The sequence below is a fragment of the Streptomyces sp. NPDC056628 genome (assembly GCF_042792555.1).
Lineage (GTDB): Bacteria > Actinomycetota > Actinomycetes > Streptomycetales > Streptomycetaceae > Streptomyces.
The window spans coordinates 81,624-107,683 of sequence record NZ_JBHTWG010000007.1 but is presented as its reverse complement, the minus strand read 5'-3'; the positions used below and the strand labels follow the sequence as shown (position 1 = coordinate 107,683).

Sequence of the window (26,060 nt, the reverse complement as noted above, 5' to 3'; positions counted from 1 at the left end):
GAGGGGACGACCCTCCGGGCCGGGCCGCCGCTCATCGCCCGCCCTGCCGCTCCAGCAGGACGACCCCGTAGGCCGTGCCCTGGACGGTGTAGCGGGCCCCGGGGTGCAGGGTGCGGGCGTAGCCCTCGACGTCGCGGTAGCGCTTGCGGGAGTTGTCCAGGGCGATGTAGTCCGGCTCGACGCCCTGGGTGTTGCTGACCCAGAACACCCGGCAGCGGGAGGTGAGGCGGCTGATCGGGGCGATGTTCGCCTCCACGGAGGCGCCGTCCGGGACCTCGGCGAGCAGGCGCTCGATCGCGGTGACCCGCTCCGGCTTGCGGTAGATCTCGGTCTCGGTCACGGCGGCCAGCGGCAGCGAGGTCGTCAGCGCCAGGGAGGCGCCCGCGACGGCGGCCGGCAGGTGCCGGGCGTACGACCGCAGCCACGGGCGGGGGCTGTGCCCGGCGGTGTGCAGGGCGTCGACGAGCGCGAGGGCGACGATCGGCATCAGGACGGCGCTGTAGTGCCAGTCCGTCCCCCAGTACTGCGGGTAGGAGGAGAGGAACCGCCACCCGACGGTGGGCAGCGCCACGAGCAGCAGCGGGGAGCGCAGGGCGAGCAGGCCGGTCGTCGGTATCAGGACCCAGCCGAGGGTGCGCAGCTTGGTGTCCAGGCCGTCCAGCGGCCCACCGCCGCCTGATTCGCCCACCTTGTTCCAGTAGTCGTAGGAGCCCGCCGCGTTGAACGCCGGTATCAGCACGAGCAGGGTGACGGCGACGGCCACGGCCCCGAACACGGCGACCCCGGCCGCGTACCGGGCCGCGCGCGGGGAGGTGCCGCGCGCCCGCCAGGCGACGACCACGGCGAGCGCGCTCAGCGTGAACCCCAGGTCCTCCTTCACCAGGATCAGGGGCAGCGCCCACAGCAGGGCGGCCCGCCGGCGCCGGCCCAGGACCGCCTCCAGCGCGAAGGCGAGCAGCGGCACGGCGAAGCAGATCTCGTGGAAGTCGAAGTCGACGGCCTGCTGGATGCCCCAGGACAGTCCGTAGGAGACGCCGACCGCCAGTCCGCGCCCCCGGCCCAGCAGCCGGGCGGCGGCCCGGGCGACCGGGACGGCGGACAGCGCGAACAGCGCGGCCTGGGCGACGAGCAGGGTGACGGAGGACGGGAAGAGCCGGTAGAGCGGCGCGAGCAGCACGGTCACCGGGCTGAAGTGGTCGCCCAGGATGTTGAACCCCGGGCCCTTCAGATCGGCCACCGGCGCCTGGAGGTGCGCGTAGGAGCGCACGACCTGCTCGAAGATGCCGAGGTCCCACGAGCGCTGCCCCAGATGGCGGTACCGGCCCACGGAGACGACGGCGTACCCGGCGAACAGCACGACGGCCAGCACCCAGGGGTCCCACCGCCCCGCCCCGGCCGGCGACGACTCCCCGGCACGCGGAGCGGTCCCCGGTATCGCAGGGTCCGGGGAGGCGTCCGGTGTCGCGGAGGCGGCTCGGGTGGGCATGGGGGGACTTTACGTGGACGGGGGCGGTGGACGGGGGCGGGGGACCGGGGGCCGCCCCCGGGGGCGGCCGGGACCGCCGGCACGGGGCCGCGCCCGTCCGGGGCGAGGGCTCGGGGCGCCGGGCCCGCGCGCGTGGCCCGTCCCGGCTCCCGCCCGTTCCCGGGGCCGCGCGACCGGGGCCGGGGGCGCGTCCTGTCCACGGGTCCGGCGCCCGGCCGGTCGGGCCTGCGGGGGCCGTGGCCCTTGTGAGCCGCGCGCATGGCCCGTCCTGGGGCCGCCCGCGCCTTCGCGGGGGCCGGGGCAGGAGGGGGACCGGGGCCCCGTGGGCCGGGCGGGGCGTTCGGCGCCGCCGCGTGCCACGGGAGCCGCACGGAGTGGCCGGCGTCATCCACAGGCCCCGCCGTCCGCCCCTGCGGCGACGTACGCTGGAACCCCCGGCCCGTCCCCCGTGTCGGGCCCTTCGTGTTGCCCATCCCTTTGGACGGAAAGCCCTCTCCATGAGTCTGCACGGTCTGCTCGACGCCGTAGTCAAGGACGCCGCCCTGGCGGAAGCGATCACGGCTGCCGCGGACGGCAACCGCATGCACATCGACCTGGTCGGCCCCCCGGCGGCCCGCCCCTTCGCGATCGCGGCGCTCGCCCGCGAGACCGGCCGCACCGTCCTCGCCGTCACGGCGACCGGCCGGGAGGCCGAGGATCTGGCGGCGGCGCTGCGCTCGCTGCTGCCCGAGCAGGGCGTCGTGGAGTACCCGTCCTGGGAGACCCTGCCGCACGAGCGCCTCAGCCCCCGCAGCGACACCGTGGGACGCCGCCTGGCCGTGCTGCGCCGGCTCGCCCACCCCCGGCCCGACGACCCGGAGACCGGACCGGTGTCCGTGGTGGTGGCGCCCGTGCGCTCCGTCCTCCAGCCGCAGGTCAAGGGCCTCGGCGACCTGGAGCCGGTCGCCCTGCGCAGCGGGGAGAGCGCCGATCTGAACGACGTGGTGGACGCCCTCGCGGCCGCCGCGTACTCGCGCGTGGAGCTCGTCGAGAAGCGCGGCGAGTTCGCGGTCCGCGGCGGCATCCTCGACGTCTTCCCGCCCACCGAGGAACACCCCCTGCGCATCGAGTTCTGGGGCGACGACGTCGAGGAGATCCGCTACTTCAAGGTCGCCGACCAGCGCTCCCTGGAGGTCGCCGAGCACGGCCTGTGGGCGCCGCCCTGCCGGGAGCTGCTGCTCACCGACGAGGTGCGCGAGCGGGCGCGGGTGCTCGCCGAGGAACACCCCGAGCTCGGCGAACTGCTCGGCAAGATCGCCGAGGGCATCGCCGTCGAGGGCATGGAGTCCCTGGCGCCGGTCCTGGTCGACGACATGGAGCTGCTGCTCGACGTCCTGCCCAAGGGCGCGATGGCCGTCGTCGCCGACCCGGAGCGGGTCCGCACCCGCGCGGCCGACCTGGTGGCGACCTCGCAGGAGTTCCTCCAGGCGTCCTGGGCCGCCACCGCGGGCGGCGGCGAGGCCCCCATCGACGTCGGCGCGGCCTCCCTGTGGTCCATCGCGGACGTCCGGGACCGGGCGCGCGAGCTGGACATGATGTGGTGGTCGGTGTCGCCGTTCGCCGCCGACGACGAGCTCGACGCGGACACCCTCAAGCTGGGCATGCGCGCCCCCGAGTCCTACCGGGGCGACACCGCGAAGGCGCTCGCCGACACCAAGGGCTGGCTCGCCGACGGCTGGCGCACGGTCTTCGTGACCGAGGGCCACGGCCCGGCGGCCCGCACCGTCGAGGTGCTCGGCGGCGAGGGCGTGCCGGCCCGTCTGACCACCGACCTGGAGGAGATCTCCCCGTCGGTCGTGCACGTCGCCTGCGGCTGCATCGACTACGGCTTCATGGACCCCGCGCTCGGCCTGGCCGTCCTCACCGAGACGGACCTGACCGGGCAGAAGGCGGCCGGCAGGGACGGCGCCCGTCTGCCGGCCCGCCGCCGCAAGACCATCGACCCGCTCACCCTGGAGGCGGGCGACTACATCGTCCACGAGCAGCACGGCGTCGGCCGCTACCTGGAGATGGTGCAGCGCACCGTGCAGGGCGCCACCCGCGAGTACCTGGTCGTGGAGTACGCCCCGGCCAAGCGCGGCCAGCCCGGCGACCGGCTGTACATCCCCACCGACCAGCTGGAGCAGATCACCAAGTACGTCGGCGGCGAGGCGCCCACCCTGCACCGGCTCGGCGGCGCCGACTGGACCAAGACCAAGGCGCGCGCCAAGAAGGCCGTCAAGGAGATCGCCGCCGACCTGATCAAGCTCTACAGCGCGCGCATGGCCGCGCCGGGGCACGCCTTCGGCGGCGACACCCCCTGGCAGCGCGAGCTGGAGGACGCCTTCCCGTACGCGGAGACCCCGGACCAGTTGACGACCATCGCCGAGGTCAAGGAGGACATGGAGAAGTCGGTCCCGATGGACCGCCTGGTCTGCGGCGACGTCGGCTACGGCAAGACGGAGATCGCGGTGCGCGCCGCCTTCAAGGCCGTCCAGGACGGCAAGCAGGTGGCCGTGCTCGTGCCGACGACCCTGCTCGTGCAGCAGCACTACGGGACGTTCTCCGAGCGCTACTCGCAGTTCCCGGTGAACGTGCGCGCGCTGTCCCGCTTCCAGACCGACACCGAGGCGAAGGCGGTCCTGGAGGGGCTGCGCGACGGCTCCGTCGACGTCGTCATCGGCACCCATCGGCTGTTCTCCTCCGAGACCAAGTTCAAGGACCTGGGCCTGGTCGTCGTCGACGAGGAGCAGCGCTTCGGCGTGGAGCACAAGGAGCAGCTGAAGAAGCTGCGCGCGAACGTCGACGTCCTGACGATGTCCGCGACCCCGATCCCGAGGACCCTGGAGATGGCGGTCACCGGCATCCGCGAGATGTCCACGATCACCACCCCGCCGGAGGAGCGGCACCCGGTTCTCACCTTCGTCGGGCCGTACGAGGAGAAGCAGATCGGCGCGGCGATCCGCCGAGAGCTGCTGCGCGAGGGCCAGGTCTTCTACATCCACAACCGCGTCGAGTCGATCGACCGGGCGGCCGCCCGGCTGCGCGAGATCGTCCCCGAGGCCCGGATCGCGACGGCCCACGGCCAGATGTCGGAGCAGGCGCTGGAGCAGGTCGTCGTCGACTTCTGGGAGAAGAAGTTCGACGTGCTGGTCTCGACGACGATCGTCGAGTCCGGCATCGACATCTCCAACGCCAACACCCTGATCGTGGAGCGCGGCGACAACTTCGGTCTCTCGCAGCTGCACCAGCTGCGCGGCCGCGTCGGCCGGGGCCGCGAGCGCGGCTACGCCTACTTCCTGTACCCGCCGGAGAAGCCGCTCACGGAGACCGCGCACGAGCGGCTCGCCACCATCGCCCAGCACACCGAGATGGGCGCGGGCATGTACGTGGCCATGAAGGATCTGGAGATCCGCGGCGCCGGCAATCTGCTGGGCGGCGAGCAGTCCGGTCACATCGCGGGCGTCGGCTTCGACCTGTACGTCCGCATGGTCGGCGAGGCGGTGGCGGACTACCGCGCCTCGCTGGAGGGCGTCGTGGAGGAGGAGCCGCCGCTGGAGGTCAAGATCGAGCTCCCGGTCGACGCGCACGTCCCGCACGACTACGCCCCGGGCGAGGGGCTCCGCCTCCAGGCCTACCGCGCCATCGCCTCCGCCAACACGGAGGAGGACGTCAAGGCCGTCCGCGAGGAACTCATCGACCGGTACGGCAAGTTGCCCGAGCCCGTGGAGAACCTGCTGCTGGTGGCCGGGCTGCGGATGCTGGCCCGGGCGTGCGGCGTCGGCGAGGTCGTGCTGCAGGGCAACAACATCCGGTTCGCGCCGGTGGAGTTGCGCGAGTCGCAGGAGCTGCGGCTCAAGCGCCTGTATCCGGGCACCGTCATCAAGCCGTCGATCCGCCAGGTGCTGGTGCCGCGTCCGAAGACCGCGAAGGTGGGCGGAAAGCCGCTGGTCGGCCGGGAGTTGCTGGGCTGGGTCGGGGAGTTCCTGACCTCGGTCCTGGGGTCCTGACCCACCGCGGAGGGGGCCCGGCCTCTCCCGGCCGGGTCAGCGCGAAGCCGTCCGCGGGACGTCGGTCCGCGCGGACGGCCTCTCTCGGGCCGGGCGTGGGTCTACGGCCTCACGGCTGGTCGGGCTTGTCACGCTCCATGCCGGCCTGGCGCTCCATCCGCTGCTGAGCGTCGTCGACGCGGCTGCCGTACTTGTCGCCCGTCTTCTCGTTGACCTTTCGCTCCGCGGCGTCGGACACGTCCCTGGCCTTGTCCTGCGCGTGGCGGTTGCTCTTGAACCTGTCGAAGATGCCCATCCAGAGCTCCTTCCCGAGTGACTCACGACCGACGATACGCCCGACTTGCGTGCTATGCGCACTTGGCCGGTTTCTGGTCTTGACCTGCCGGATGCCCCCGTGCGCCGGGCGGCTACCGTGTGCGCGACGGGGTACCGGGGAAGACACAGCCCAAGCCACGGGGTATCGGGGCAGGCCAGGGGAGGGACGGCACCGTGAGGCGTCTGAGGGGTGGGGCGGCGGCCGCCGCGGCGGTGCTCGGCACGGCACTGCTGCTGGGAGGCTGCGAGAACGTCGAACTGCCCGCACCGGACGGGGCGACCGGCGCCGGTCCGGCGGCCGGCTCCGGACACGCGGCGAGCCCGCTGGACAACCCCGACGGCACCAAGCCGGGCCTCGGGCCCCTCACCTCGGACGCCGACCGGGCCGAGGCGCGCGCCCTCATCGGCAAGGTCGCCACGAAGGGCCGCGGCCCGAAGACCGGCTACGACCGGGACGCGTTCGGCTACGCCTGGATGGACTCGGCGCCCGGCGGCGTCCCCTTCTCCCGCAACGGCTGCGACACCCGCAACGACCTGCTCAAGCGCGACGGCCAGGACGTCCGCTTCCGCTCCGGCTCGAACTGCGTGGTGACGTCGATGACGCTGGACGACCCGTACACGGGCCGGACCATCGGGTGGACCAAGTCCCGCGCCACCACCGTGCAGATCGACCACGTCATGCCGCTGTCCTACGACTGGCAGATGGGCGCCGCGCGCTGGCCCAAGGGCAAACGGCAGGACATCGCCAACGACCCGCTGAACCTGCTCCCGGTCGACGGCCCCACCAACAGTTCCAAGGGCGACTCCGGCCCCGCGGCCTGGCTGCCCCCCAGCAAGGCGATCCGCTGCTCCTACGCGGTCCGCTTCGCCCAGGTCTCCCTCAAGTACGAACTGCCGGTCACCAAGGCCGACAAGGAGATGATGCTGCGGCAGTGCGGCGGCTGAAACCGCCCCGCGGAAAACGGCTTTGCTCCCCTCACCGGCCGCCCTACCGTGACCGGCATGGAGAGGAAGGTGTGGAGTCTGGCCGAGCGGCCCGAGCGGGCCGGCGCGGTGCTGGGCATGGCGGACAGCTGGCCGGAGGTCGTCCTGCACGACCTCGTGGGGAACAGCCACTACGGCCGCGTCCCCGCCGAACTCCCCGAGTACGTGCTGTTCGCCGAGGACGAGCGGGGCGAGGTCGTCGCCCACGCCTTCAGCGTGCCGTTCGCGCTGAACGCCGAGGGCCGCGGCACCCTGCCCGCCCGCGGCTGGGACCAGGTGCTGGCCTGGGCCTTCGCCGACCTGCGGTCCGGCACCCGGCCCGACACGGTCAGCGCCATCTCCGTCGTCGTCGCCCCGCACGCCCAGGGCGGCGGCCTGTCCGCCCGGATGCTCGGCGCGATGCGCGACAACGCCCGCGCGCACGGCTTCACCGAGGTCGTCGCGCCGGTCCGGCCCAGCGCCAAGCACCTCGAACCGGCCACCCCCATCGAGGAGTACGCCCACCGCGTACGCCCCGACGGGCTGCCGTACGACCCGTGGATGCGCGTCCACGTCCGTGCCGGAGCCACCGTCGACTCCGTCGCCCCCGCCTCCATGACCGTCGTCGGCTCGCTGGAGATGTGGCGCGGCTGGACCGGGCTGCCCTTCGACACCGCGGGGGACGTCGAGGTGCCCGGGGCGCTGGTGCCGGTGCGCTGCGAGCCCGGGAGGGACCTGGCGGTGTACGTCGAACCCAACGTGTGGATGCGCCACCCGCTCTGACGGACGCGCCCGGAAGCCCGGCCTCCGCCGCCTGCGGCGTCGTACCAGGTGATGAGCACGGCAACGATCCGGTACAACCGGTGACCGGACCTCGGTGTCGACCTATACGCTCGAAGCGGCCGTCGCGCGACCGAGGTTGCCCCGAACGCGCAGGACCGGCCGGGTCCGTCCATCTCGTCAGGCATCAGGAGCAGTCATGCAAGGCCACGGCTACCGACAGCCGGTGAAGCGGCCGCCGTCCACCGGGACGCTGGTCTTCCTGCGCGTGCTGTTCGTCGTGGTCTCCGTCGTGAGCTTCGGCCTGCTGACCTGGGCGATGATGCTGCGCCTGGCCATAGTGACCCGCCGGGCGGCCGACTGGTGGCTGTTCGGGGCGTCGATCGTGGTGCCCTACTTCGGGCTGTACCTGATCGGCTCCGAGCCCGGCGACGAGATCCACACCACCGGCGGCTGGCTGGGCCTCGTCCTGCTGCTGGGCGGCATCGTCGCCGCGATCGCGTACTACCTCGCCGCCGACATCCGCCACTTCCACCAGGCGCACCTCACCGCCGGATACGCCCCGCAGCAGCACCCCGGCCCGGCGTACGGCTACCCGCCGCCCCCGTCGCCGTACACCGCGACGACCGTGCCGTCGACCCCGGTCCCCACCCCGGTGCCGCCGGCCCCCGGCGACTCCACGCCCGTGCCGCCGCCCCCGCAGCGCCCCGCGCCCGCCCGCATCGACCAGGTGCGCGCCGAACTCGACGAGCTCAGCGACTATCTGCGCCGCCAGGACGGCCGGCCCGACGGCAGCCGTGAGGGCGGGCTGTGACCGCGACGGCGGGAGGCGTCGTCTCCGGCCGCTACGAGCTGTCCACCCTCATCGGGCAGGGCGGCATGGGCCAGGTCTGGACGGCCTACGACCAGCGGCTCGACCGGCGGGTGGCGGTGAAGCTGCTGCGCCCCGACAAGGTGGCCGGGCAGGAGGCGGACGAGCTGCGCCGCCGCTTCGTGCGGGAGTGCCGGGTGACCGCGCAGGTCGACCACCCCGGCCTGGTCACCGTGCACGACGCCGGCAGCGAGGGCGAGGAGCTGTTCCTCGTCATGCAGTACGTCGACGGGGTCGACCTCTCCGCCCACCTCGCCGAACGGGAACCGTACCCGTGGCCCTGGGCGGTCGCGGTCGCCGCGCAGCTGTGCGCCGTGCTCAGCGCCGTGCACGCGGTGCCGATCGTCCACCGCGACCTCAAGCCGCGCAACGTGATGGTGAAGCAGGACGGCACCGTCACCGTCCTCGACCTGGGCGTGGCCTCCGTCATGGACACCGACACCACCCGCCTCACCCACACCGGCTCCCCGATCGGCTCGCCCGCCTACATGGCCCCCGAGCAGGCGATGGGCGGCGCCGTCGGCCCGTACACCGACCTGTACGCGCTCGGCGTCCTGATGCACGAACTGCTCAGCGGCGACGTGCCGTTCTCCGGCTCGACCGCGCTCGGCGTGCTGCACCGGCACCTGTACGAGGCGCCGCAGCCGGTGCGCCGGGCCCGCCCGGAGGTCCCCGAGGCACTGGAGGCGCTGGTCCTGCGCCTGCTGGCCAAGGACCCCCAGCACCGCCCGGCCTCCGCCCAGGAGGTCTACGAGGCCCTGGCGCCGCTGCTGCCCGGGCGCGGCACGCCCACCGGGGAACCCCTCGACCCCACCCGCCCCTTCCTGCGCCCCCACGCGCCCTGGCCGGACCGCGCCCGCACCCCCGCGCCCCAGCCGGCACCCGCCGCCCCGGCACCGCCCGCCGACGAGAAGGCCGACGTCGCGCGCGCCGTAGACGAGGTCAAGCGGCTCCTCGGCGAGGGCCGGATCACCCAGGCCGTCGACATCCTCGGCGCGATCCTGCCCGTCGCGGCCGAACAGCACGGCACCCACTCACCGGTCGTGCGCACCCTGCGCAAGCAGTACGCGGCCACGCTCATGGACGACGGCCAGTACCGGCGCGCCCTGCCCGAACTGCGCCGCCTCGCCGACGAACGGGCCTCCGAGGCCGGCCAGGCCGACCCGCAGTCCCTGCGCTTCCGCTACGACGTCGCCCAGTGCCTGGAACAGCTCGGCGAACCGGCGGCCGCTCTCGCCGAGTACCGCGCGCTGCTGCCGTACTACGAGAACCAGTACGTCTCCGGCGACCCCGTGCTCGCCCACGACGTGCGCCGCCGCATCGGGCACCTGCTGCTCGCCCTCGGCGACCGGCCCGCCGCCCACGACACCCTCGCCCGGCTCCTGATGGACGTCGAGCGCCTGCACGGCCCCGCCCACCCCCTCGCCGCGGAGGTCCGCCGCACCCTGCAGTGGCTGGGCCAGGTGCGCGGCTAGCCGCCCGAAGACGGTGCCGCGCCGTGTGACGGGTGCCCGAAGCCCGCGCGAATCGTTGGTCGAATGGGTTGGCCAGAGCGTGCCCACTGCCTACCATCGATCACCGCAAGACTTTGTGCACCGTCGCACAAGCGCCCCTCGGGAGGTCTCCTTGCACCGCCGCCGTCGTACCGCGCTCCTGCTCTCCGCCGCGCTCGCCGCGGCACCTCTGCTCACCGCGTGCGGAAGCGACGCGCATCCGGGCGCGGCCGCCGTCGTCGGAGACCAGCGGATCACCGTCGCCCAGCTGGAGAACCGGGTGAGCGAGGTACGCGACGCCCAGCGCGCGGCCGTCCCCGACGAGGCCGCCTACGCCCAGGTCGTCGCCAAGTCCGGCACCCTCCCGCGCGATGTGCTGCACACCATGGTCCTCGACCGGGTGCTGCACCGGGCCGCCCGCGACCACGGCGTGAGCGTCACCCGCAAGGAGGTCCAGGAGATGCGGGACGGCCTGCAGAAGCAGGTCGGCGGCGCGAAGGCGCTCGAGACGTCCTGGCTCCAGCAGTACGGCGTCCCGCCGCGGCGCCTCGACGACAACCTCCGGCTCCAGCTGGAGGCCCAGAAGCTGGCCACCGCGCTCGGCACCGACACCGGCAAGCCCGCCTTCTGGGACGCGCTGGCGGTGGCCTCCAAGAAGCTCGACATCGACCTCAACCCCCGCTACGGCACCTGGGACGCCCGCAAGAGCGCCCGCACCGACGCCAAGGCCCCCTGGCTGCGCGAGGTGACCGCACCGCAGCAGCCGGCGTAGCCGGCCGGTCCGGGGACGGCCGAAGGGCCGCACCCGGGGCGTGGGTTACGTTCGGAGCGTGAACGCAACCAGTCCCGAAGCCGCCCCCGGCCGTATCGTCCTGCTCACCACCAGCCACCGTGTCGCGCCCGGCCTGCTGTCCTGGCCGGCCTGGCAGGCACTGCGCACGGCCGACCGGGTGCTGTGCGCGGACGGCGCGCACCCGCAGCTGCCGTATCTGCGCGAGGCCGGGATCACCGTCGACGAGGCCGCCCCGACCGCCGAACAGCTGGTCGAGGCGTGCTCCGGCGGCCGGACCGCCGTGGTCGTCGCCACCGGCGAGGGCGAGCCCGCGCTCACCGACGGCCTGGCCCGACTGGCCGGCACCGGCCGGGTGCGGATGCCCGAGCTGGAACTGCTGCCCGCCTCGTACGACCTGCCCGGCGCCCGCCTCCTCGACCTCGTCCAGGTCATGGACCGCATCCGCGCCGAGTGCCCCTGGTCCTCCCGGCAGACCCACGAGGGCCTGGCCAAGTACGGCATCGAGGAGGCGTACGAACTGGTCGAGGCGATCGAGGACGGGGACCGCGACGAGCTGCGCGAGGAACTGGGCGACGTCCTGCTCCAGGTCGTCTTCCACGCCCGTATCGCCGAGGAGCACCCCGACGCCCCCTTCTCCGTCGACGACGTCGCCGGCGGCATCGTGGCCAAGCTCATCCACCGCCACCCCCATGTCTTCGGCGACGCGACCGCGACGACCCCCGAGGAGGTCCGCGAGCACTGGCTGCGGACGAAGGCCGAGGAGAAGCGGCGGGAGTCGGTGACCGACGGCATCCCGCTCGGCCAGCCGGGCCTGGCCCTCGCGGCGAAGCTGGCGTCCCGGGTCCGCACGGCCGGCCTGGACGTGCCGCTGCCGGCGGGGGAGGGCGTCGGGTACGACCTGCTCGCCACGGCCGTGCGGGCGGCGGAGGCCGGCGTCGACCCGGAGGCCGCCCTGCGGGTCGCGGCCCGGGCCTACCGGGACGCGGTCCGGGCCACCGAGGGCGTGTCCCCGTAGGGGGGTCTCTCGCCGATCATGCCCGAGCGACGGGGCGCCCCCCGGGGCCGATACGGTCAGGGGCGTGACCGACCAGCCCCACCGCCCCGCCCCCGCTCCCGGCGCTCCCGAGCTGTTCACCTGGGAGTTCGCCGGCGACCCCTACCCCGCGTACGCCTGGCTGCGCGAGCACGCGCCCGTGCACCGCACCCGGCTGCCCAGCGGGGTGGAGGCCTGGCTGGTCACCCGGTACGCCGACGCCAAGCAGACGCTCGCCGACAACCGGCTCTCCAAGAACCCGGCCCACCACGCCGAACCGGCCCACGCCAAGGGCCGGACCGGCATCCCCGGTGAGCGCAAGGCCGAGCTGATGACGCATCTGCTGAACATCGACCCGCCGGACCACACCCGGCTGCGGCGGCTGGTCAGCAAGGCGTTCACCCCGCGCCGCGTCGCCGCGTTCGTGCCCCGGGTGCAGGAGCTGACCGACCACCTCATCGACGGGTTCGCCGGGAAGGGGGAGGCCGACCTCATCCACGAGTTCGCCTTCCCGCTGCCCATCTACGCCATCTGCGACCTGCTCGGCGTCCCCCGCGAGGACCAGGACGACTTCCGGGACTGGGCGGGCATGATGATCCGGCACCAGGGCGGGCCCCGCGGCGGGGTCGCCCGGTCCGTGAAGAAGATGCGTGGTTATCTGGCCGATCTCATCCACCGCAAGCGCGAAGCCCTCCCCGACGCGCCCGCCCCGGACGAGGACCTCCTCTCCGGTCTCATCCGCGCCTCCGACCACGGCGAGCACCTCACCGAGAACGAGGCCGCCGCCATGGCCTTCATCCTGCTGTTCGCCGGCTTCGAGACCACCGTCAACCTCATCGGGAACGGCACCTACGCGCTGCTCACCCACCCCGCCCAGCGCGCCCGGCTCCAGGAGTCCCTGGCCGCCCACGACACCGCCCTGCTGGAGACCGGGGTCGAGGAACTGCTGCGCTACGACGGGCCGGTGGAGCTCGCCACCTGGCGGTTCGCCACCGAGCCGCTGACCATCGGCGGGCAGGACATCGCGGCCGGGGACCCCGTCCTGGTCGTCCTGGCCGCCGCCGACCGGGACCCGGAGCGGTTCGCCGACCCCGACGTCCTCGACCTCGGCCGGCGTGACAACCAGCACCTCGGCTACGGCCACGGCATCCACTACTGCCTCGGCGCCCCGCTGGCCCGGCTGGAGGGACAGACGGCCCTCGCCACCCTCCTGACCCGGCTCCCGGACCTCCGACTGGCCGCCGACCCGGCGGAGTTGAGGTGGCGCGGCGGGCTCATCATGCGGGGCCTGCGCACCCTACCGGTGGAGTTCACCCCGGTCGGAGGCAACCGTTCCGCTCCGCAAACGTGACATGCGCTCACCTCTGTGATCTTCACGTGATCTGCGCGGCATTAACTTGTGACAAGTGATCGTCTGCCTATACGTTCACCCATCAACGAAGGCACGCGGGTTCTGCGCGCCTTGGTCAGCGCTGTCTCGCGAAAGGTCCCCGCATGCTCTCCGGGAACGGTCGTCACCGTCGCCCCCGCCAGGCTCCGGCTCTTCTCGTCGCGGCCGGAGTGACCGGCTCCGCCATCGCCATCCCGCTCCTCGGCGCCACGGGCGCGAGCGCGGCGGACGGCAACGTGTGGGACAAGGTCGCCGACTGCGAGAGCGGCGGCTCCTGGAGCGCGGACACGGGCAACGGGCACTACGGCGGGCTCCAGTTGACCCAGGCGGACTGGGAGAAGTCCGGCGGTCTCGACTTCGCCGCCAGCCCGGACCTGGCGAGCCGTTCCCAGCAGATCGCCGTGGCGCAGGACATCCTCGCGCAGCGCGGGACGGGCCCCTGGGGCACCTGCGCCGTGCTCAACGGGCTCACGAAGAAGTCGGGAGCCATCGACCTCGACACCGGGGTCGCGGGGGACTCCCCGAGCGAGGTGTCCGGGTCGTCCGGCCTGCTTGACTCATCCGAATCCTCTGGCTCCTCCGGCGATTCGGCCCCCTCCGGCGACACGTCGGGCACGCCGAGTGCTTCGGCGGACGACTCATCCGAATCGCCCGGCAGCTCCACTTCCTCCCCTTCTTCGGCCTCCAAGGCCGATAAGTCCGGTAAGTCCGAGAGAGCCGGCGCGTCCGGCGGAGCGACGGTCTCGGAGTCGCCGGACAGCTCCCCCGTGGAGACGTTCGAGAGCGGCAATCGGGACAACTCCGGGCAGAGTGCGGGGTCCTGGAGCCTCGTCGACACCGCCGCGATCGAGGACGTGCCGACCGGTTCCGGACGTCACCGCGGCGCCAGCGCCGAGGAGTCCGCGGCCGTGGACGCCACCGCCGGCTCCTCCGGCCGCCACGCCTCCTACCGGGTCCGGGAGGGCGACACGCTCGCCTCCATCGCCGACTCCCTTGACGTCGACGGCGGATGGCGCGCGCTGTACGAGGCGAACAAGGCGGCCATCGGTGCCGACGCGAACAGCATCGCCCCCGGTCAGACGCTGGACGTCCCCACCGAATAACGGCCGAACAGGGCCAAATGAAGCGGCAGTTCACGCCCTGCTTTCATGGGTAATGTCCGTTTTGAATGGACTGAGAGATAGATCTCAGAAGCCTTGATCGTCTTTGAAAATCCCCGAGCGGCGTGTCTACGGTCGTGATCGCTCGCCACCAGCGAGCCCCGTCAGCCGTCACGCCGAATCCTGCCGACGGCCGTACGGGAACAGTCGTCGCGTCAAGCGCCGTAGGCAGGAGCGGGGGACCCAAGGTAAGCGCCGGGTCCGGAAGTCGAGGCCCTTCGGGGCCGGACGGCCGGAACCGGCTTGGGGTGAAGTCGCGCAGCACGCACCAGCGGTGCGCGACCGGGCAACTCAACCGGCCCGAACCCGACAGCTCACCTCGTAGGCGTCGGTGAGGGGATCTCTCCATGCTGTTCTCCAGCAAGGCCAAGCACCGTCGTCCGTCCAAGGCGGCCCGCGCCATCGCCGTCGTCGGCGTCACCGGCGCCGCCGCCGTCGCCGGCCCGCTGATGGCCGCCGGCAGCGCCTCGGCCGCCACCGCCTCCGAGTGGGACACCGTCGCCCAGTGCGAGTCCGGCGGCAACTGGTCGATCAACACCGGCAACGGCTACTACGGCGGTCTGCAGTTCTCCGCCTCGACCTGGGCGGCCTACGGCGGCACGCAGTACGCCTCCACCGCCGACCAGGCCACCAAGGCCCAGCAGATCGCGATAGCCGAGAAGGTCCTCGCCAGCCAGGGCAAGGGCGCCTGGCCGAACTGCGGCACCGGCCTGTCGAGCGCGGCCTACAACGGCTCCTCCGCCACCGGCGGCGAGCAGGGCACCCGCTCCACCGAGGAGAAGCCGGCCTCCCGCTCCGCCGAGCGTCCGGCCGCCGAGAAGAGCACCAAGACCGTCACCACCCCGACCGGCAAGAAGGTCAAGAAGGGCGACGGCGAGTACAAGGTCGTCAAGGGCGACACCCTCAGCACGATCGCCGCCGACCACGACGTCAAGGGCGGCTGGGAGAAGCTCTTCAAGCTGAACAAGGACATCGTCCAGGACGCCGACCTGATCTACCCGGGTCAGCAGCTCCACCTCAAGTAGGACCCCCACAGGCTCCCCGCCCCGGTGCGCGTTCCCCCGTACGCACCGGGGCGGGGTTCTGTGCGGATGCAGGGCCCGGTTTTTGTTCCGTTCGGAAACAATTCGCTCTCGGTTCCGTCCATAGAGCGGTCGACCGCTGGCCGAAGCCCCCGAGCCGGATAGGCTCGTCTCGCAGCACCCATCGCGGGCTGCGTACAGGCTTCACATCACGAAGGAGATGCTCGTGCCGTCCATCGACGTCGTCGTAGCCCGGGAAATCCTGGACTCCCGAGGCAATCCCACGGTCGAGGTCGAGGTCGGCCTCGACGACGGCAGCACGGGTCGTGCCGCCGTCCCGTCCGGCGCCTCCACCGGCGCCTTCGAGGCCGTCGAGCTGCGCGACGGGGACCCCAACCGTTACCTGGGCAAGGGTGTCGAGAAGGCCGTCCTCGCCGTCATCGAGCAGATCGGCCCGGAGCTCGTCGGCTACGACGCCACCGAGCAGCGTCTGATCGACCAGGCCATGTTCGACCTGGACGCCACCGACAACAAGAGCTCCCTCGGCGCCAACGCCATCCTCGGTGTCTCGCTCGCCGTGGCCCACGCCGCCTCCGAGGCCAGCGACCTGCCGCTGTTCCGCTACCTGGGCGGCCCGAACGCGCACCTGCTGCCGGTGCCGATGATGAACATCCTGAACGGCGGCTCGCACGCCGACTCCAACGTGGACATCCAGGAGTTCATGATCGCCCCGATCGGCGCGGAGTCCTTCTCCGAGGCGCTGCGCTGGGGCGCCGAGGTCTACCACACGCTGAAGAAGGTGCTGAAGAGCAAGGGCCTGGCCACCGGCCTCGGCGACGAGGGCGGCTTCGCCCCGAACCTGGGCTCCAACCGCGAGGCCCTCGACCTCATCCTCGAGGCGATCAACGAAGCCGGCTACGCCCCCGGCGAGCAGATCGCCCTCGCCCTCGACGTGGCCGCCTCCGAGTTCTACAAGGACGGCGTCTACACCTTCGAGGGCAAGGAGCGCTCGGCGGCCGAGATGACCGAGTACTACGCGGAGCTCGTCGACGCGTACCCGCTCGTCTCCATCGAGGACCCGCTGTTCGAGGACGACTGGGAGGGCTGGAAGACCATCACCGACAAGCTCGGTGACAAGGTCCAGCTCGTCGGCGACGACCTGTTCGTCACCAACCCCGAGCGCCTCGCCCGCGGCATCGAGGAGGGCGCCGCCAACGCGCTGCTCGTGAAGGTGAACCAGATCGGCTCGCTCACCGAGACCCTGGACGCCGTGGAGCTGGCCCAGCGCAACGGCTTCAAGTGCATGATGTCCCACCGCTCCGGCGAGACCGAGGACGTCACCATCGCCGACCTGGCCGTCGCCACCAACTGCGGCCAGATCAAGACCGGCGCCCCGGCCCGCTCCGAGCGCGTCGCCAAGTACAACCAGCTGCTGCGCATCGAGGAGATCCTCGACGACGCCGCGGTCTACGCCGGCCGCAGCGCGTTCCCCCGCTTCAAGGGCTGAGGCACGCACCTGTAGGAAGCGTCGTACGTACGTCCCCGTACTCGGTCCCGTACCGTGTGCGGGGACGTACGCGCGTTGAGACGGGAGGCGGGACATGGCCGTGAAGGACCGGGACCGGTTCTCCACCGCGACCAGGATCCGGTTGCTCGGGGAGCAGACGGCGGCCCGTGTCTACCGCTCCCAGACCAAGCGGCAGGCCCAGCGCTCCCGGCTCACCGGCCGCGCCGCGCTGCTCGCCCTGGTCGTGTGCACCCTCGTCGTGGCCATGGCGTACCCGATAAGGCAGTACGTCTCCCAGCGCGCCGAGATCGCCGACCTCCAACGGGAGAAGACCGCGACCGCCCGGCGCGTCGAGGAGCTGCGCGACCTCAAGGCCCGCTGGCAGGACGACGCCTACGCCGAGCAGCAGGTCCGGCTGCGCCTGCACTACGTGATGCCCGGGGAGACCGGCTACATCGTCGTCGACCCGGACGCGGCCAAGCAGTCGCGGACCGACCTGGGCGCGGCCCGCCGCCCCTGGTACACGAACCTCTGGGAGGGCGTCGACAAGGCCGACGCCGCCCGCAGCGAACCGAACCGATAGAAAGACAGGCATGGAAACGCCCCCGCCGCCCACCCCGCGCACCGAGCCCACCGACGCGGACGTCGAGGCCTTCAAGCAGCAGCTCGGCCGCCCCCCGCGCGGGCTGCGCGCGATCGCGCACCGATGCCCCTGCGGTCAGCCGGACGTGGTCGAGACGGCCCCGCGCCTGCCCGACGGCACCCCCTTCCCGACGCTGTACTACCTGACGTGCCCGAAGGCGTCGTCGGCGATCGGCACGCTGGAGGCCAACGGCGTGATGAAGGAGATGACGGCGCGTCTGGAGAGCGACCCCGAGCTGGCCGCCGCGTACCGCGCGGCGCACGAGGACTACATCCGGCGGCGGGACGAGATCGAGAAGCTGACGGGCTTCCCCAGCGCGGGCGGCATGCCCGACCGCGTGAAGTGCCTGCACGTGCTGGTGGCGCACTCGCTGGCCGCCGGACCCGGCGTCAACCCGCTGGGCGACGAGGCCCTGGCGATGCTGCCGGAGTGGTGGCGCAAGGGCGCCTGCGTGACGCTTCCCGCGAAGGAGGAGGACCGGTGACCCGGGTCGCGGCCGTCGACTGCGGCACCAACTCCATCCGGCTCCTCGTGGCCGACGTGCACCCGGACACCGGTGAACTCGCCGAGCTGGAGCGGCGCATGACGATCGTGCGGCTCGGCCAGGGCGTCGACCGCACGGGCCGGCTGGCGCCCGAGGCGCTGGAGCGCACCTTCGCCGCCTGCCGCGAGTACGCGGCGGTCATCGCGGAGCACGGAGCCGAGCGCGTGCGCTTCGTCGCCACGTCCGCGTCCCGGGACGCCGAGAACCGCGACGAGTTCGTCCGCGGGGTCGTGGACATCCTGGGGGTCGAGCCCGAGGTCGTCAGCGGCGACCAGGAGGCCGAGTTCTCCTTCACCGGCGCGACGCGCGAACTGACCGGGCGGTCCGACCTGAAGCGGCCGTACCTGGTCGTGGACATCGGCGGCGGCTCGACCGAGTTCGTCGTCGGCGAGGAGCACGTGCGCGCCGCGCGCTCGGTGGACGTGGGCTGCGTCCGGATGACGGAGCGTCATCTGGTCCGGGACGGCGTCGTCTCCGACCCGCCCTCCGCCGCGCAGATCGCGGCCATACGGGCCGACATCGAGGCGGCCCTGGACCTCGCCGAGGAGACGGTGCCGCTGCGCGAGGCGCGGACGCTGGTCGGGCTGGCCGGTTCGGTGACCACGGTGTCGGCGATCGCGCAGGACCTGCCGGAGTACGACTCGGCCCGCATCCACCACTCCCGGGTCAGCCGGGACCGGGTCCGGGAGATCACCGAGTGGCTGCTGCGCTCCACGCACGCGGAACGGGCGGCCGTGCCGTCCATGCACCCGGGCCGGGTCGACGTCATCGCGGCGGGCGCCCTGGTGCTGCTGGCGATCATGGAACGCGTCGGCGCCGAGGAGGTCGTGGTCAGCGAGCACGACATCCTGGACGGCATCGCGTGGTCGCTGGTGTGATCCGCCCGCGCTCCGGTGTGACGCGCCCGAGTTGAGGCGCCCGGCTGCGGTCCGCTCCTCGGCGCTCCGCGCCCACCTCTTCGGGCCGCACCGGGACGGTCTGCTCCCCTTCCTCCATGACGACGTGCTCGCGCCCCCCACAGGGCCCGCGAGCGGGGTTCCGTGGGCGTCGGCGGGGGGTGCCGCCGACGCCACCGGAGCGCCGGGACTCGAACCCCCGTCGCGGTGAACGGCGCTGGTCAACAGCCTCCGCTGAGCGGACGACGGCACGGGTGAGCGGGTTCGAGGGGGGCTCGCCGGCCGGTCCGGGCACGGGCTCGCAGAAAGTTCGTGAAGTTCTTCACAAGGAATTCCGTCAAGTCCGGGGGCAAGGAGGGGCCGGATGGCCGTTCCGAGGGGTGAACAGGCCCTTGAACATGTTCAGATGGTCGGTGTAAGCAGGTCCTCGACGAGCCGTCCCGCACGCTGTTCCGACCCCCTCGCAGGAGGCTCCCTGGGGTAGAGGGGCAGCTCACGCGGCATTGACAACGGGTCATCGCGGAACCGGGTTCCCGATCGTGACCATGACCTGCGTCACGCGGGCCGGGGAGTGTAGCACAGCCCCTGCAAGAGCTTGTGAAGGGGCGCACGAGCGACCCCCCTGAGGCGGGTGGATACTCGATGCCATGAGCACCACGGAGCGTCCCAGGATCCTCGTAGTAGGCGGTGGGTACGTAGGCCTGTACGCAGCTCGGCGCATTCTCAAGAAGATGCGCTACGGCGAGGCGACCGTCACGGTCGTCGACCCCCGGTCGTACATGACCTACCAGCCCTTCCTCCCCGAAACCGCCGCCGGCAGCATCTCCCCGCGCCATGTCGTCGTCCCGCTGCGACGCGTGTTGCCGAAGGCGGAGGTCCTCACCGGCCGGGTCACCACCATCGATCAGGACCGCAAGGTCGCCACGATCGCCCCGCTGGTCGGCGAGGCGTACGAGCTGCCCTTCGACTACCTGATCATCGCGATGGGCGCGGTCTCCCGCACCTTCCCGATCCCCGGCCTCGCCGAGCAGGGCATCGGCATGAAGGGCATCGAGGAGGCCATCGGCCTGCGCAACCACGTGCTGGAGCAGCTGGACAAGGCCGACTCCACCACCGACGAGGAGATCCGCCGCAAGGCGCTCACCTTCGTCTTCGTCGGCGGCGGCTTCGCCGGTGCCGAGACGATCGGCGAGGTCGAGGACATGGCCCGCGACGCGGCCAAGTACTACTCCAGCGTCAAGCGCGAGGACATGCGGTTCATCCTCGTCGACGCCGCCGACAAGATCCTCCCCGAGGTCGGCCCCAAGCTCGGCCAGTACGGCAAGGAGCACCTGGAGGCCCGCGGGGTCGAGGTCTACCTCTCCACCTCCATGGACTCCTGCGTCGACGGCCACGTGGTGCTGAAGAACGGGCTCGAGGTCGACTCCAACACGATCGTCTGGACGGCCGGCGTCAAGCCCAACCCGGCGCTCTCCCGCTTCGGCCTGCCCCTCGGCCCGCGCGGCCACGTCGACTGCGAGCCGACTCTCCAGGTCGCCGGCACCGACTACATCTGGGCCGCCGGCGACAACGCCCAGGTCCCGGACCTCGTCGGCCGCAAGGCCGGCAACCCCAACGCCTGGTGCCCGCCGAACGCCCAGCACGCGCTGCGCCAGGCCAAGGTCCTCGGCGACAACGTGATCTCCGGTATGCGGGGCTTCCCGCAGAAGGAGTACAGCCACGCCAACAAGGGCGCGGTCGCGGGCCTCGGCCTGCACAAGGGCGTGGCGATGATCGTCATGGGCAAGATGAAGATCAAGCTCAAGGGACGTCTCGCCTGGTACATGCACCGTGGCTACCACGGTCTGGCGATGCCGACGTTCAACCGCAAGATCCGCGTCTTCGCCGACTGGACCCTCGGCATGTTCCTCAAGCGCGAGGTCGTGTCGCTCGGCGCCCTGGAGACTCCGCGCGAGGAGTTCTACGAGGCCGCCAAGCCCGCTCCGGTGCCCGCCGTGAGCGCCGCCGACAAGGGCGAGAAGGCCAAGGCCTCCTGACCCTCCCGGTTTCCCACCGGCCTCCGGGCCGGCCGAAGGACCTCCCGCCATCCGTGGTGCGGGAGGTCCTTCGGCGTTTGCGGACTCCGTAACGGTTGTTTGCCCAGCCGTGACGAGCGTGGGGGACTGCGCACGCCCCCCTCAGGTGTTTACGTGGTGTTGGACATTCCGGGATTCGGAGGTGTGCGCCATGGCTGACGCCGCGCTGCGGCTGCAGGTCCTTCTCGAAAAACTGCTGGGAACGCCCCTCCCGGTGCGCATCCGCGCCTGGGACGGCTCCCGCTCGGGGCCGCCGGGGGCCCCGGCGCTCGTCGTCCACAACCGCCGTGCCGTGCGCCGCCTGCTCTACAGGCCCGGCGAACTCGGCCTGGCACGCGCCTGGGTGGCCGGGGACCTGGACATCGAGGGCGACCTCTACACCGTGCTCGACCTGCTCGCGGGACTGGTGTGGGAGCGCGGCGACGACGCGCGGGGCACGCTGGAGATCCTGCGCGACCCCGAGGCGCGCGCGGCCGTCCGGGGGCTGGTGCGGCTCGGCGGGCTCCCGCTGCCGCCCGCGCCCCCGCCGGAGGAGGTGCGCCGGCCCCGGCACCTGCACACCAGACGCACCGACAAACGGGCGATCAGCCACCACTACGACGTGGGCAACGACTTCTACGAACTCGTCCTCGGCCCGTCCATGGTGTACTCCTGCGCGTACTGGCAGGCCCCGCCCCCCGAGGGCACCCTCGAGGACGCCCAGCGCGACAAGCTCGACCTGGTCTGCCGCAAGCTCGGCCTGAAGGCCGGCATGCGGCTGCTCGACGTCGGCTGCGGCTGGGGCTCGATGGCCGTGCACGCCGCCCGCGAGTACGGGGTGGACGTCGTCGGCATCACCCTCTCCCAGGAGCAGGCGGCGTACGCCCGCAAGCGCGTCGCCGACGAGGGTCTGACGGACAAGGTGGAGATCCGCGTCCAGGACTACCGGGACGTCGCCGACGGCCCGTACGACGCCGTCTCCTCCATCGGCATGGCCGAGCACGTCGGCGCCGAGCGGTACCTGGAGTACGCCGACGTGCTGCACGCGCTGCTCAAGCCCGGCGGGCGGCTGCTCAACCACCAGATCGGGCGCCGCCCGCAGCGCGACGAATCCTCGTACCAGGTCGACGAGTTCATCGACGCCTACGTCTTCCCCGACGGCGAGCTCCAGCCGGTGGGCGTGACCGTCGCGCAGTTGGAACGCGCCGGGTTCGAGGTGCGGGACGTCGAGGCGCTGCGCGAGCACTACGCCCTGACGCTGCGCCGCTGGGTCGCCAACCTGGAGGACCACTGGGACCGGGCGGTCCGGCTCACCGGTCCGGGGCGGGCCCGCGTCTGGCGGCTCTACATGGCCGCGTCCGCGCTGGCGTTCGAGCGCAACCGCATCGGGGTCAACCAGGTGCTGGCCGTGCGCACGCCCGACTCCGGTGCCTCCGGTATGCCGCTGCGCGCCCGCGTGTGGGGCGGCTGAGGCGGACACGGACGACGAAGGGCCGGGCCCCGTGGCGGGGGCCCGGCCCTCTTCCGTGCCGTCGGGTGACGTACGGCTACTCGGCCTTGATCGCGTTGAGCATGTTCAGCCGTGCCGCGTTGCGGGCCGGCCACATCGCGGCCAGGACGCCGACCAGCCCGGCCAGGACCAGGAAGACGCCGATCCGGTCCCAGGGCAGGACCAGGGCGTACCCCGGCACCTGGTCCGCGAAGGTCTCGCCGATCGCCCAGCCGAGGAACGCGCCGAGACCGACGCCGACCACCGCGCCGAACACCGAGATGACGACGGCCTCCAGACGCACCATCCGCTTCACCCGGCGCCGGTCGAGACCGATCGCACGGAGCATGCCGATCTCCTGCTGCCGCTCGAACACCGACATCGCCAGGGTGTTGACGACGCCCAGCACCGCGATGATCAGCGCCATCGCCAGCAGGCCGTACATGATGTTCAGCAGGGTGTTGATGGCGCCGCCGAACTCGTCGCGGATGTCCTGCCGGTCCATGACCGTGATCGCCGGGTTGTCGCCCAGCGCGTCGATGAGGACCTTCTCGTTCGCCGAGGTCTGACCGCCGTCGATCTTCACGAAGATCTGCTGGATGTACGGGCGGGTCTCGTGGGGTTCCACGACCTTGGTGTCCACGAGGACGGGCGAGAGGAACTCGCTGTCCTTGAAGACAGCACCGACCGTCAGGGTGTCCTTCTTGTCGTCGCCGAAGGTGACGGGGACGCTCTCGCCGGGCTTCCAGCCCTTGCTCCTGGCCGTCTTCTCGGCGACGGCCATCTGCCCGTCGGCGAGGGTGCCGATGTCACCGCTGACCACGTCGACCTTCAGGACCCGCCCGATGTCGCCCGGCGTCACCGCCGAGGCGGAGACGAAGTCGTCACCGCCGGCCTGGAAGTAGACGCTCTGCTGGGGCGAGGCCGCCGAGACGCCCTCGGCCTTCTCCAGCGCCGTCAGCGCGGACCGGTCGAGGCCCCCGCCGTTGGCCATCGAGACCATGTAGTCGGCCTTGATGTTGTCCGTGGTCATCTTGTCGATGGCCGTGCCGACCGTGATGCCGAGCACCGACAGACCGGTCACCAGCGTCAGCCCGATCGCCAGCGCCGAGGCGGTGGCCCCGGTGCGGCGCGGGTTGCGGACCGCGTTCTGGCCGGCCAGCTTGCCGGCCACCCCGAACGGGCCGGCGAGCAGCGGGCGGACGAGCGCGATCACGGGCCGGGAGAGCAGCGGGATCAGGATGATCACGCCGATCAGCGCGAGGAACGCGCCCGCCCCGATGTACAGGCGGCCGTCGTCGCCGCCGGTCGAGGCGCCCAGCACGATGCCGGTGGCCCCGAGTGCGGTGATGGCCGCGCCGATGGAGTTGCGCAGCACGAGCGACTTGGTGGTGGCCACGGCGTGGACGCTGTTCATGGCGGCCACCGGCGGGATCTTCGCGGCACGGCGGCCGGGCAGCCAGGCGGCGAGCATCGTGATCAGCACACCGACGGCGACCGCGGCGATCACCGGAGTGGCGGACAGGATCAGCGGACCGTCGGGGACCTTCATCTCGAACGCGGCCATGCCGGAGCGCAGCCCGACCGCCAGCCCGACGCCGAGGGCGAAACCGATCAGGGAGGCGACCAGACCCACGAGCGCGGCCTCGGCGAGCACCGAGCGGCTGATCTGCCGCCGGGAGGCGCCGACGGCGCGCATGAGGGCGATCTCCTTCGTGCGCTGGGCGACCAGCATCGTGAAGGTGTTGGAGATCAGGAAGATCCCGACGAACAGCGCGATGCCGGCGAAGCCCAGCAGGACCTGCTTGAGGTTCCCCATGCCCTGCTCGATCTGGTCGGCCTGCTCGTCGGCGAGCGCCTGGCCGGTACGGGCCTCCGCGCTGTCCGGCAGCAGCGGCTTCACGGCGCCCAGGATCTTCGCGTCGGACGCGCCGGGGGCGGCGGTGAGGGTGACGCTCGCGAAGTAGCCGGGCTTGAGGTACTGCTTCTGGGCGACGGCCGTGTCGAAGAGGACGAGGCTGCCGCCGGCGTTCACGGCGCCGTCCTCGGTGGTGAAGACCCCGCTGAGGGTGAACTCCTTCACCGGGCCGTTGGTCGCGACGCGCACCCGGTCGCCGACCTGGTACTCACCCTTGGCCGCGGACTCCTCGTCCAGGGCGACCTGATCGTCCTTCACCGGTCCCGAGCCCTCGGTGAAGGTGTAGGCGGCGTCCTTGCCGTCCTTGCCGGGGGCGAAGTTGGAGCCCTTGTTGGACCAGCCGACGCCGATGAGCTTCCCGTCGGGGTCGGCGACCCCGGCGAAGCCCTCGACGCGGCCGTGGGCGGCGGCGACGCCGTCGACGGCGGTCAGCCGGTCGAGCGTCTTCTGGGAGAGCCCGGGCTCCTCCTCGGGGTTGTCCGGGTCGGCGTGCGAGGTGACGGCGACGGCGACGTCGTCGTAGCTCTTCGCCGACTGGTTGCGGAAGGCGTTGGAGAGCGTGTCGGCGAAGACCAGCGTGCCGGAGACGAACGCGACGCCGAGCATGACGGCGAGCACGGTCATCAGCAGGCGGGCCTTGTGCGCCAGTACGTTGCGCAGGGCGGTGCGGAACATCAGGAGGTGCGGCCCTTCGCGTCGAACTGCTTCATGAAGTCCAGGACGTTGTCCGCGGTGGGCTTGTACATCTCGTCGACGATCCGGCCGTCGGCGAGGAAGACCACGCGGTCCGCGTAGGAGGCGGCGCCCGGGTCGTGGGTCACCATGACCACCGTCTGGCCCATCTCGCGCACGGAGTTGCGCAGGAAGCCGAGCACCTCGGCGCCCGAGCGCGAGTCGAGGTTGCCGGTCGGCTCGTCACCGAAGATGATCTCGGGCCGGGAGGCGAGGGCGCGGGCCACGGCGACGCGCTGCTGCTGGCCGCCGGAGAGCTGGGCGGGGCGGTGCCGGAGCCGGTCGGAGAGGCCGACCATGCCGATCACCCGGTCCAGCCACTCCTTGTCCGGCTTGCGGCCCGCGATGTCCATGGGGAGCGTGATGTTCTCCAGCGCTGTGAGCGTCGGCAGCAGGTTGAAGGCCTGGAAGATGAAGCCGATCTTGTCCCGGCGCAGCTGGGTGAGCTGCTTGTCCTTCAGGGAGCCCAGCTCGGTGTCGCCGATGCGCACCGATCCCGAGGAGAAGGTGTCCAGGCCCGCCACGCAGTGCATCAGCGTCGACTTGCCGGAACCGGACGGGCCCATGATCGCGGTGAACTCGGCCTGACGGAACTCGACGGAGACCCGGTCGAGGGCGACCACCTGGGTCTCGCCCTGTCCGTAGATCTTCGACAGATCCGTGGCGCGTGCGGCCACGGCGGTGGCGCGGCCGGCGATGGATGCGGTGGTCACGAGAGGGACGCTCCTGGGGGGTGACGGCGAGTACGAAGGACACGTCCATCGTCCCCGCCGTATCGGGGCGTGTAGTCCATCGCTGTTCCGGTTCCGGGGGCAGCCTGCGGATGGACCGCGGGCGCCCGCGTCATACCTGAGGATGACGGGCGCCCGCAGGGAGCGGGCCGCGCGAGAACAGGTGGGGCGTCCTCGTTCGGACGGTGAAATTCCGTCATTCCGCATACGGC

At 72.2% G+C, this 26,060-nt stretch carries 20 protein-coding genes and 1 riboswitch; of the genes, 16 read left to right on the top strand and 4 right to left on the bottom strand.

Annotated elements, in window-relative coordinates:
- Positions 1-31 precede the first annotated feature (31 nt).
- A complete protein-coding gene (locus tag ACFRAC_RS12410) occupies positions 32-1,486 on the bottom strand; it encodes a DUF2079 domain-containing protein (RefSeq protein WP_382923841.1) in 1,455 nt (484 codons plus the stop codon).
- A 497-nt stretch (positions 1,487-1,983) separates the two neighbouring features.
- Between ACFRAC_RS12410 and mfd the strand changes: the two genes are divergently transcribed.
- A complete protein-coding gene (gene mfd / locus ACFRAC_RS12405; protein WP_382923840.1) occupies positions 1,984-5,514 on the top strand; it encodes a transcription-repair coupling factor in 3,531 nt (1,176 codons plus the stop codon).
- Positions 5,515-5,623: 109 nt separating this feature from the next.
- Here mfd and ACFRAC_RS12400 read toward each other — a convergent pair whose 3' ends face one another.
- Positions 5,624-5,809 carry an Rv0909 family putative TA system antitoxin gene (locus tag ACFRAC_RS12400; protein ID WP_382923839.1) on the bottom strand — a complete coding sequence of 62 codons (186 nt, stop codon included), beginning with the start codon at positions 5,807-5,809 and terminating at the stop codon, positions 5,624-5,626.
- Between the two features lie 194 nt (positions 5,810-6,003).
- Between ACFRAC_RS12400 and ACFRAC_RS12395 the strand changes: the two genes are divergently transcribed.
- The 15 genes from ACFRAC_RS12395 to ACFRAC_RS12325 all read left to right on the top strand — a co-directional run bounded on the left by ACFRAC_RS12395 (position 6,004) and on the right by ACFRAC_RS12325 (position 22,449).
- Entirely contained in the window at positions 6,004-6,774 is a 771-nt protein-coding gene (locus ACFRAC_RS12395; RefSeq protein WP_382923838.1) for an HNH endonuclease family protein, read from the top strand.
- Positions 6,775-6,831: 57 nt separating this feature from the next.
- The gene (locus ACFRAC_RS12390; RefSeq protein ID WP_382923837.1) at positions 6,832-7,575 is read left to right on the top strand and encodes an N-acetyltransferase; all 744 of its coding nucleotides are present in this window, start codon (positions 6,832-6,834) and stop codon (positions 7,573-7,575) included.
- A 196-nt stretch (positions 7,576-7,771) separates the two neighbouring features.
- Complete coding sequence (locus ACFRAC_RS12385; protein ID WP_382923836.1) at positions 7,772-8,386, top strand: hypothetical protein; 615 nt, start codon at positions 7,772-7,774, stop codon at positions 8,384-8,386.
- 38 nt (positions 8,387-8,424) lie between these two features.
- Complete coding sequence (locus tag ACFRAC_RS12380) at positions 8,425-9,918, top strand: protein kinase (RefSeq protein ID WP_382923978.1); 1,494 nt, start codon at positions 8,425-8,427, stop codon at positions 9,916-9,918.
- A gap of 151 nt (positions 9,919-10,069) precedes the next feature.
- Positions 10,070-10,708 (top strand): SurA N-terminal domain-containing protein, encoded by a 639-nt coding sequence (locus ACFRAC_RS12375; protein ID WP_382923835.1) that lies wholly within the window; start codon positions 10,070-10,072, stop codon positions 10,706-10,708.
- Between the two features lie 58 nt (positions 10,709-10,766).
- Complete coding sequence (locus tag ACFRAC_RS12370) at positions 10,767-11,744, top strand: nucleoside triphosphate pyrophosphohydrolase (RefSeq protein WP_382923834.1); 978 nt, start codon at positions 10,767-10,769, stop codon at positions 11,742-11,744.
- Positions 11,745-11,808: 64 nt separating this feature from the next.
- The gene (locus tag ACFRAC_RS12365; protein ID WP_382923833.1) at positions 11,809-13,113 is read left to right on the top strand and encodes a cytochrome P450; all 1,305 of its coding nucleotides are present in this window, start codon (positions 11,809-11,811) and stop codon (positions 13,111-13,113) included.
- A gap of 143 nt (positions 13,114-13,256) precedes the next feature.
- Entirely contained in the window at positions 13,257-14,255 is a 999-nt protein-coding gene (locus ACFRAC_RS12360; RefSeq protein WP_382923832.1) for a transglycosylase family protein, read from the top strand.
- Positions 14,256-14,462: 207 nt separating this feature from the next.
- Positions 14,463-14,655, top strand: a riboswitch (cyclic di-AMP (ydaO/yuaA leader).
- 4 nt (positions 14,656-14,659) lie between these two features.
- The gene (locus tag ACFRAC_RS12355) at positions 14,660-15,337 is read left to right on the top strand and encodes a transglycosylase family protein (RefSeq protein ID WP_382923831.1); all 678 of its coding nucleotides are present in this window, start codon (positions 14,660-14,662) and stop codon (positions 15,335-15,337) included.
- A 223-nt stretch (positions 15,338-15,560) separates the two neighbouring features.
- Positions 15,561-16,841 carry a phosphopyruvate hydratase gene (gene eno, locus ACFRAC_RS12350; RefSeq protein ID WP_361340767.1) on the top strand — a complete coding sequence of 427 codons (1,281 nt, stop codon included), beginning with the start codon at positions 15,561-15,563 and terminating at the stop codon, positions 16,839-16,841.
- A gap of 94 nt (positions 16,842-16,935) precedes the next feature.
- Positions 16,936-17,424 (top strand): septum formation initiator family protein, encoded by a 489-nt coding sequence (locus ACFRAC_RS12345; RefSeq protein WP_382923830.1) that lies wholly within the window; start codon positions 16,936-16,938, stop codon positions 17,422-17,424.
- Between the two features lie 10 nt (positions 17,425-17,434).
- A complete protein-coding gene (locus ACFRAC_RS12340; RefSeq protein WP_382923829.1) occupies positions 17,435-17,968 on the top strand; it encodes a DUF501 domain-containing protein in 534 nt (177 codons plus the stop codon).
- Positions 17,965-18,906 (top strand): exopolyphosphatase, encoded by a 942-nt coding sequence (locus ACFRAC_RS12335; RefSeq protein ID WP_382923828.1) that lies wholly within the window; start codon positions 17,965-17,967, stop codon positions 18,904-18,906. Before ACFRAC_RS12340 ends, ACFRAC_RS12335 begins: the two co-directional genes overlap by 4 nt.
- A 665-nt stretch (positions 18,907-19,571) precedes the next feature.
- A complete protein-coding gene (locus ACFRAC_RS12330) occupies positions 19,572-20,960 on the top strand; it encodes an NAD(P)/FAD-dependent oxidoreductase (protein ID WP_382923827.1) in 1,389 nt (462 codons plus the stop codon).
- 190 nt (positions 20,961-21,150) lie between these two features.
- Entirely contained in the window at positions 21,151-22,449 is a 1,299-nt protein-coding gene (locus ACFRAC_RS12325; RefSeq protein ID WP_382923826.1) for a class I SAM-dependent methyltransferase, read from the top strand.
- A 76-nt stretch (positions 22,450-22,525) separates the two neighbouring features.
- Here ACFRAC_RS12325 and ACFRAC_RS12320 read toward each other — a convergent pair whose 3' ends face one another.
- Together ACFRAC_RS12320 and ACFRAC_RS12315 are read right to left on the bottom strand one after the other, a co-directional pair.
- The gene (locus ACFRAC_RS12320; protein ID WP_382923825.1) at positions 22,526-25,060 is read right to left on the bottom strand and encodes an ABC transporter permease; all 2,535 of its coding nucleotides are present in this window, start codon (positions 25,058-25,060) and stop codon (positions 22,526-22,528) included.
- Positions 25,060-25,830: an ABC transporter ATP-binding protein gene (locus ACFRAC_RS12315; protein WP_382923824.1), complete on the bottom strand. Its 771-nt coding sequence runs from the start codon at positions 25,828-25,830 to the stop codon at positions 25,060-25,062. The genes ACFRAC_RS12320 and ACFRAC_RS12315 overlap by 1 nt, the downstream gene beginning before the upstream one ends.
- Positions 25,831-26,060 lie beyond the last annotated feature (230 nt).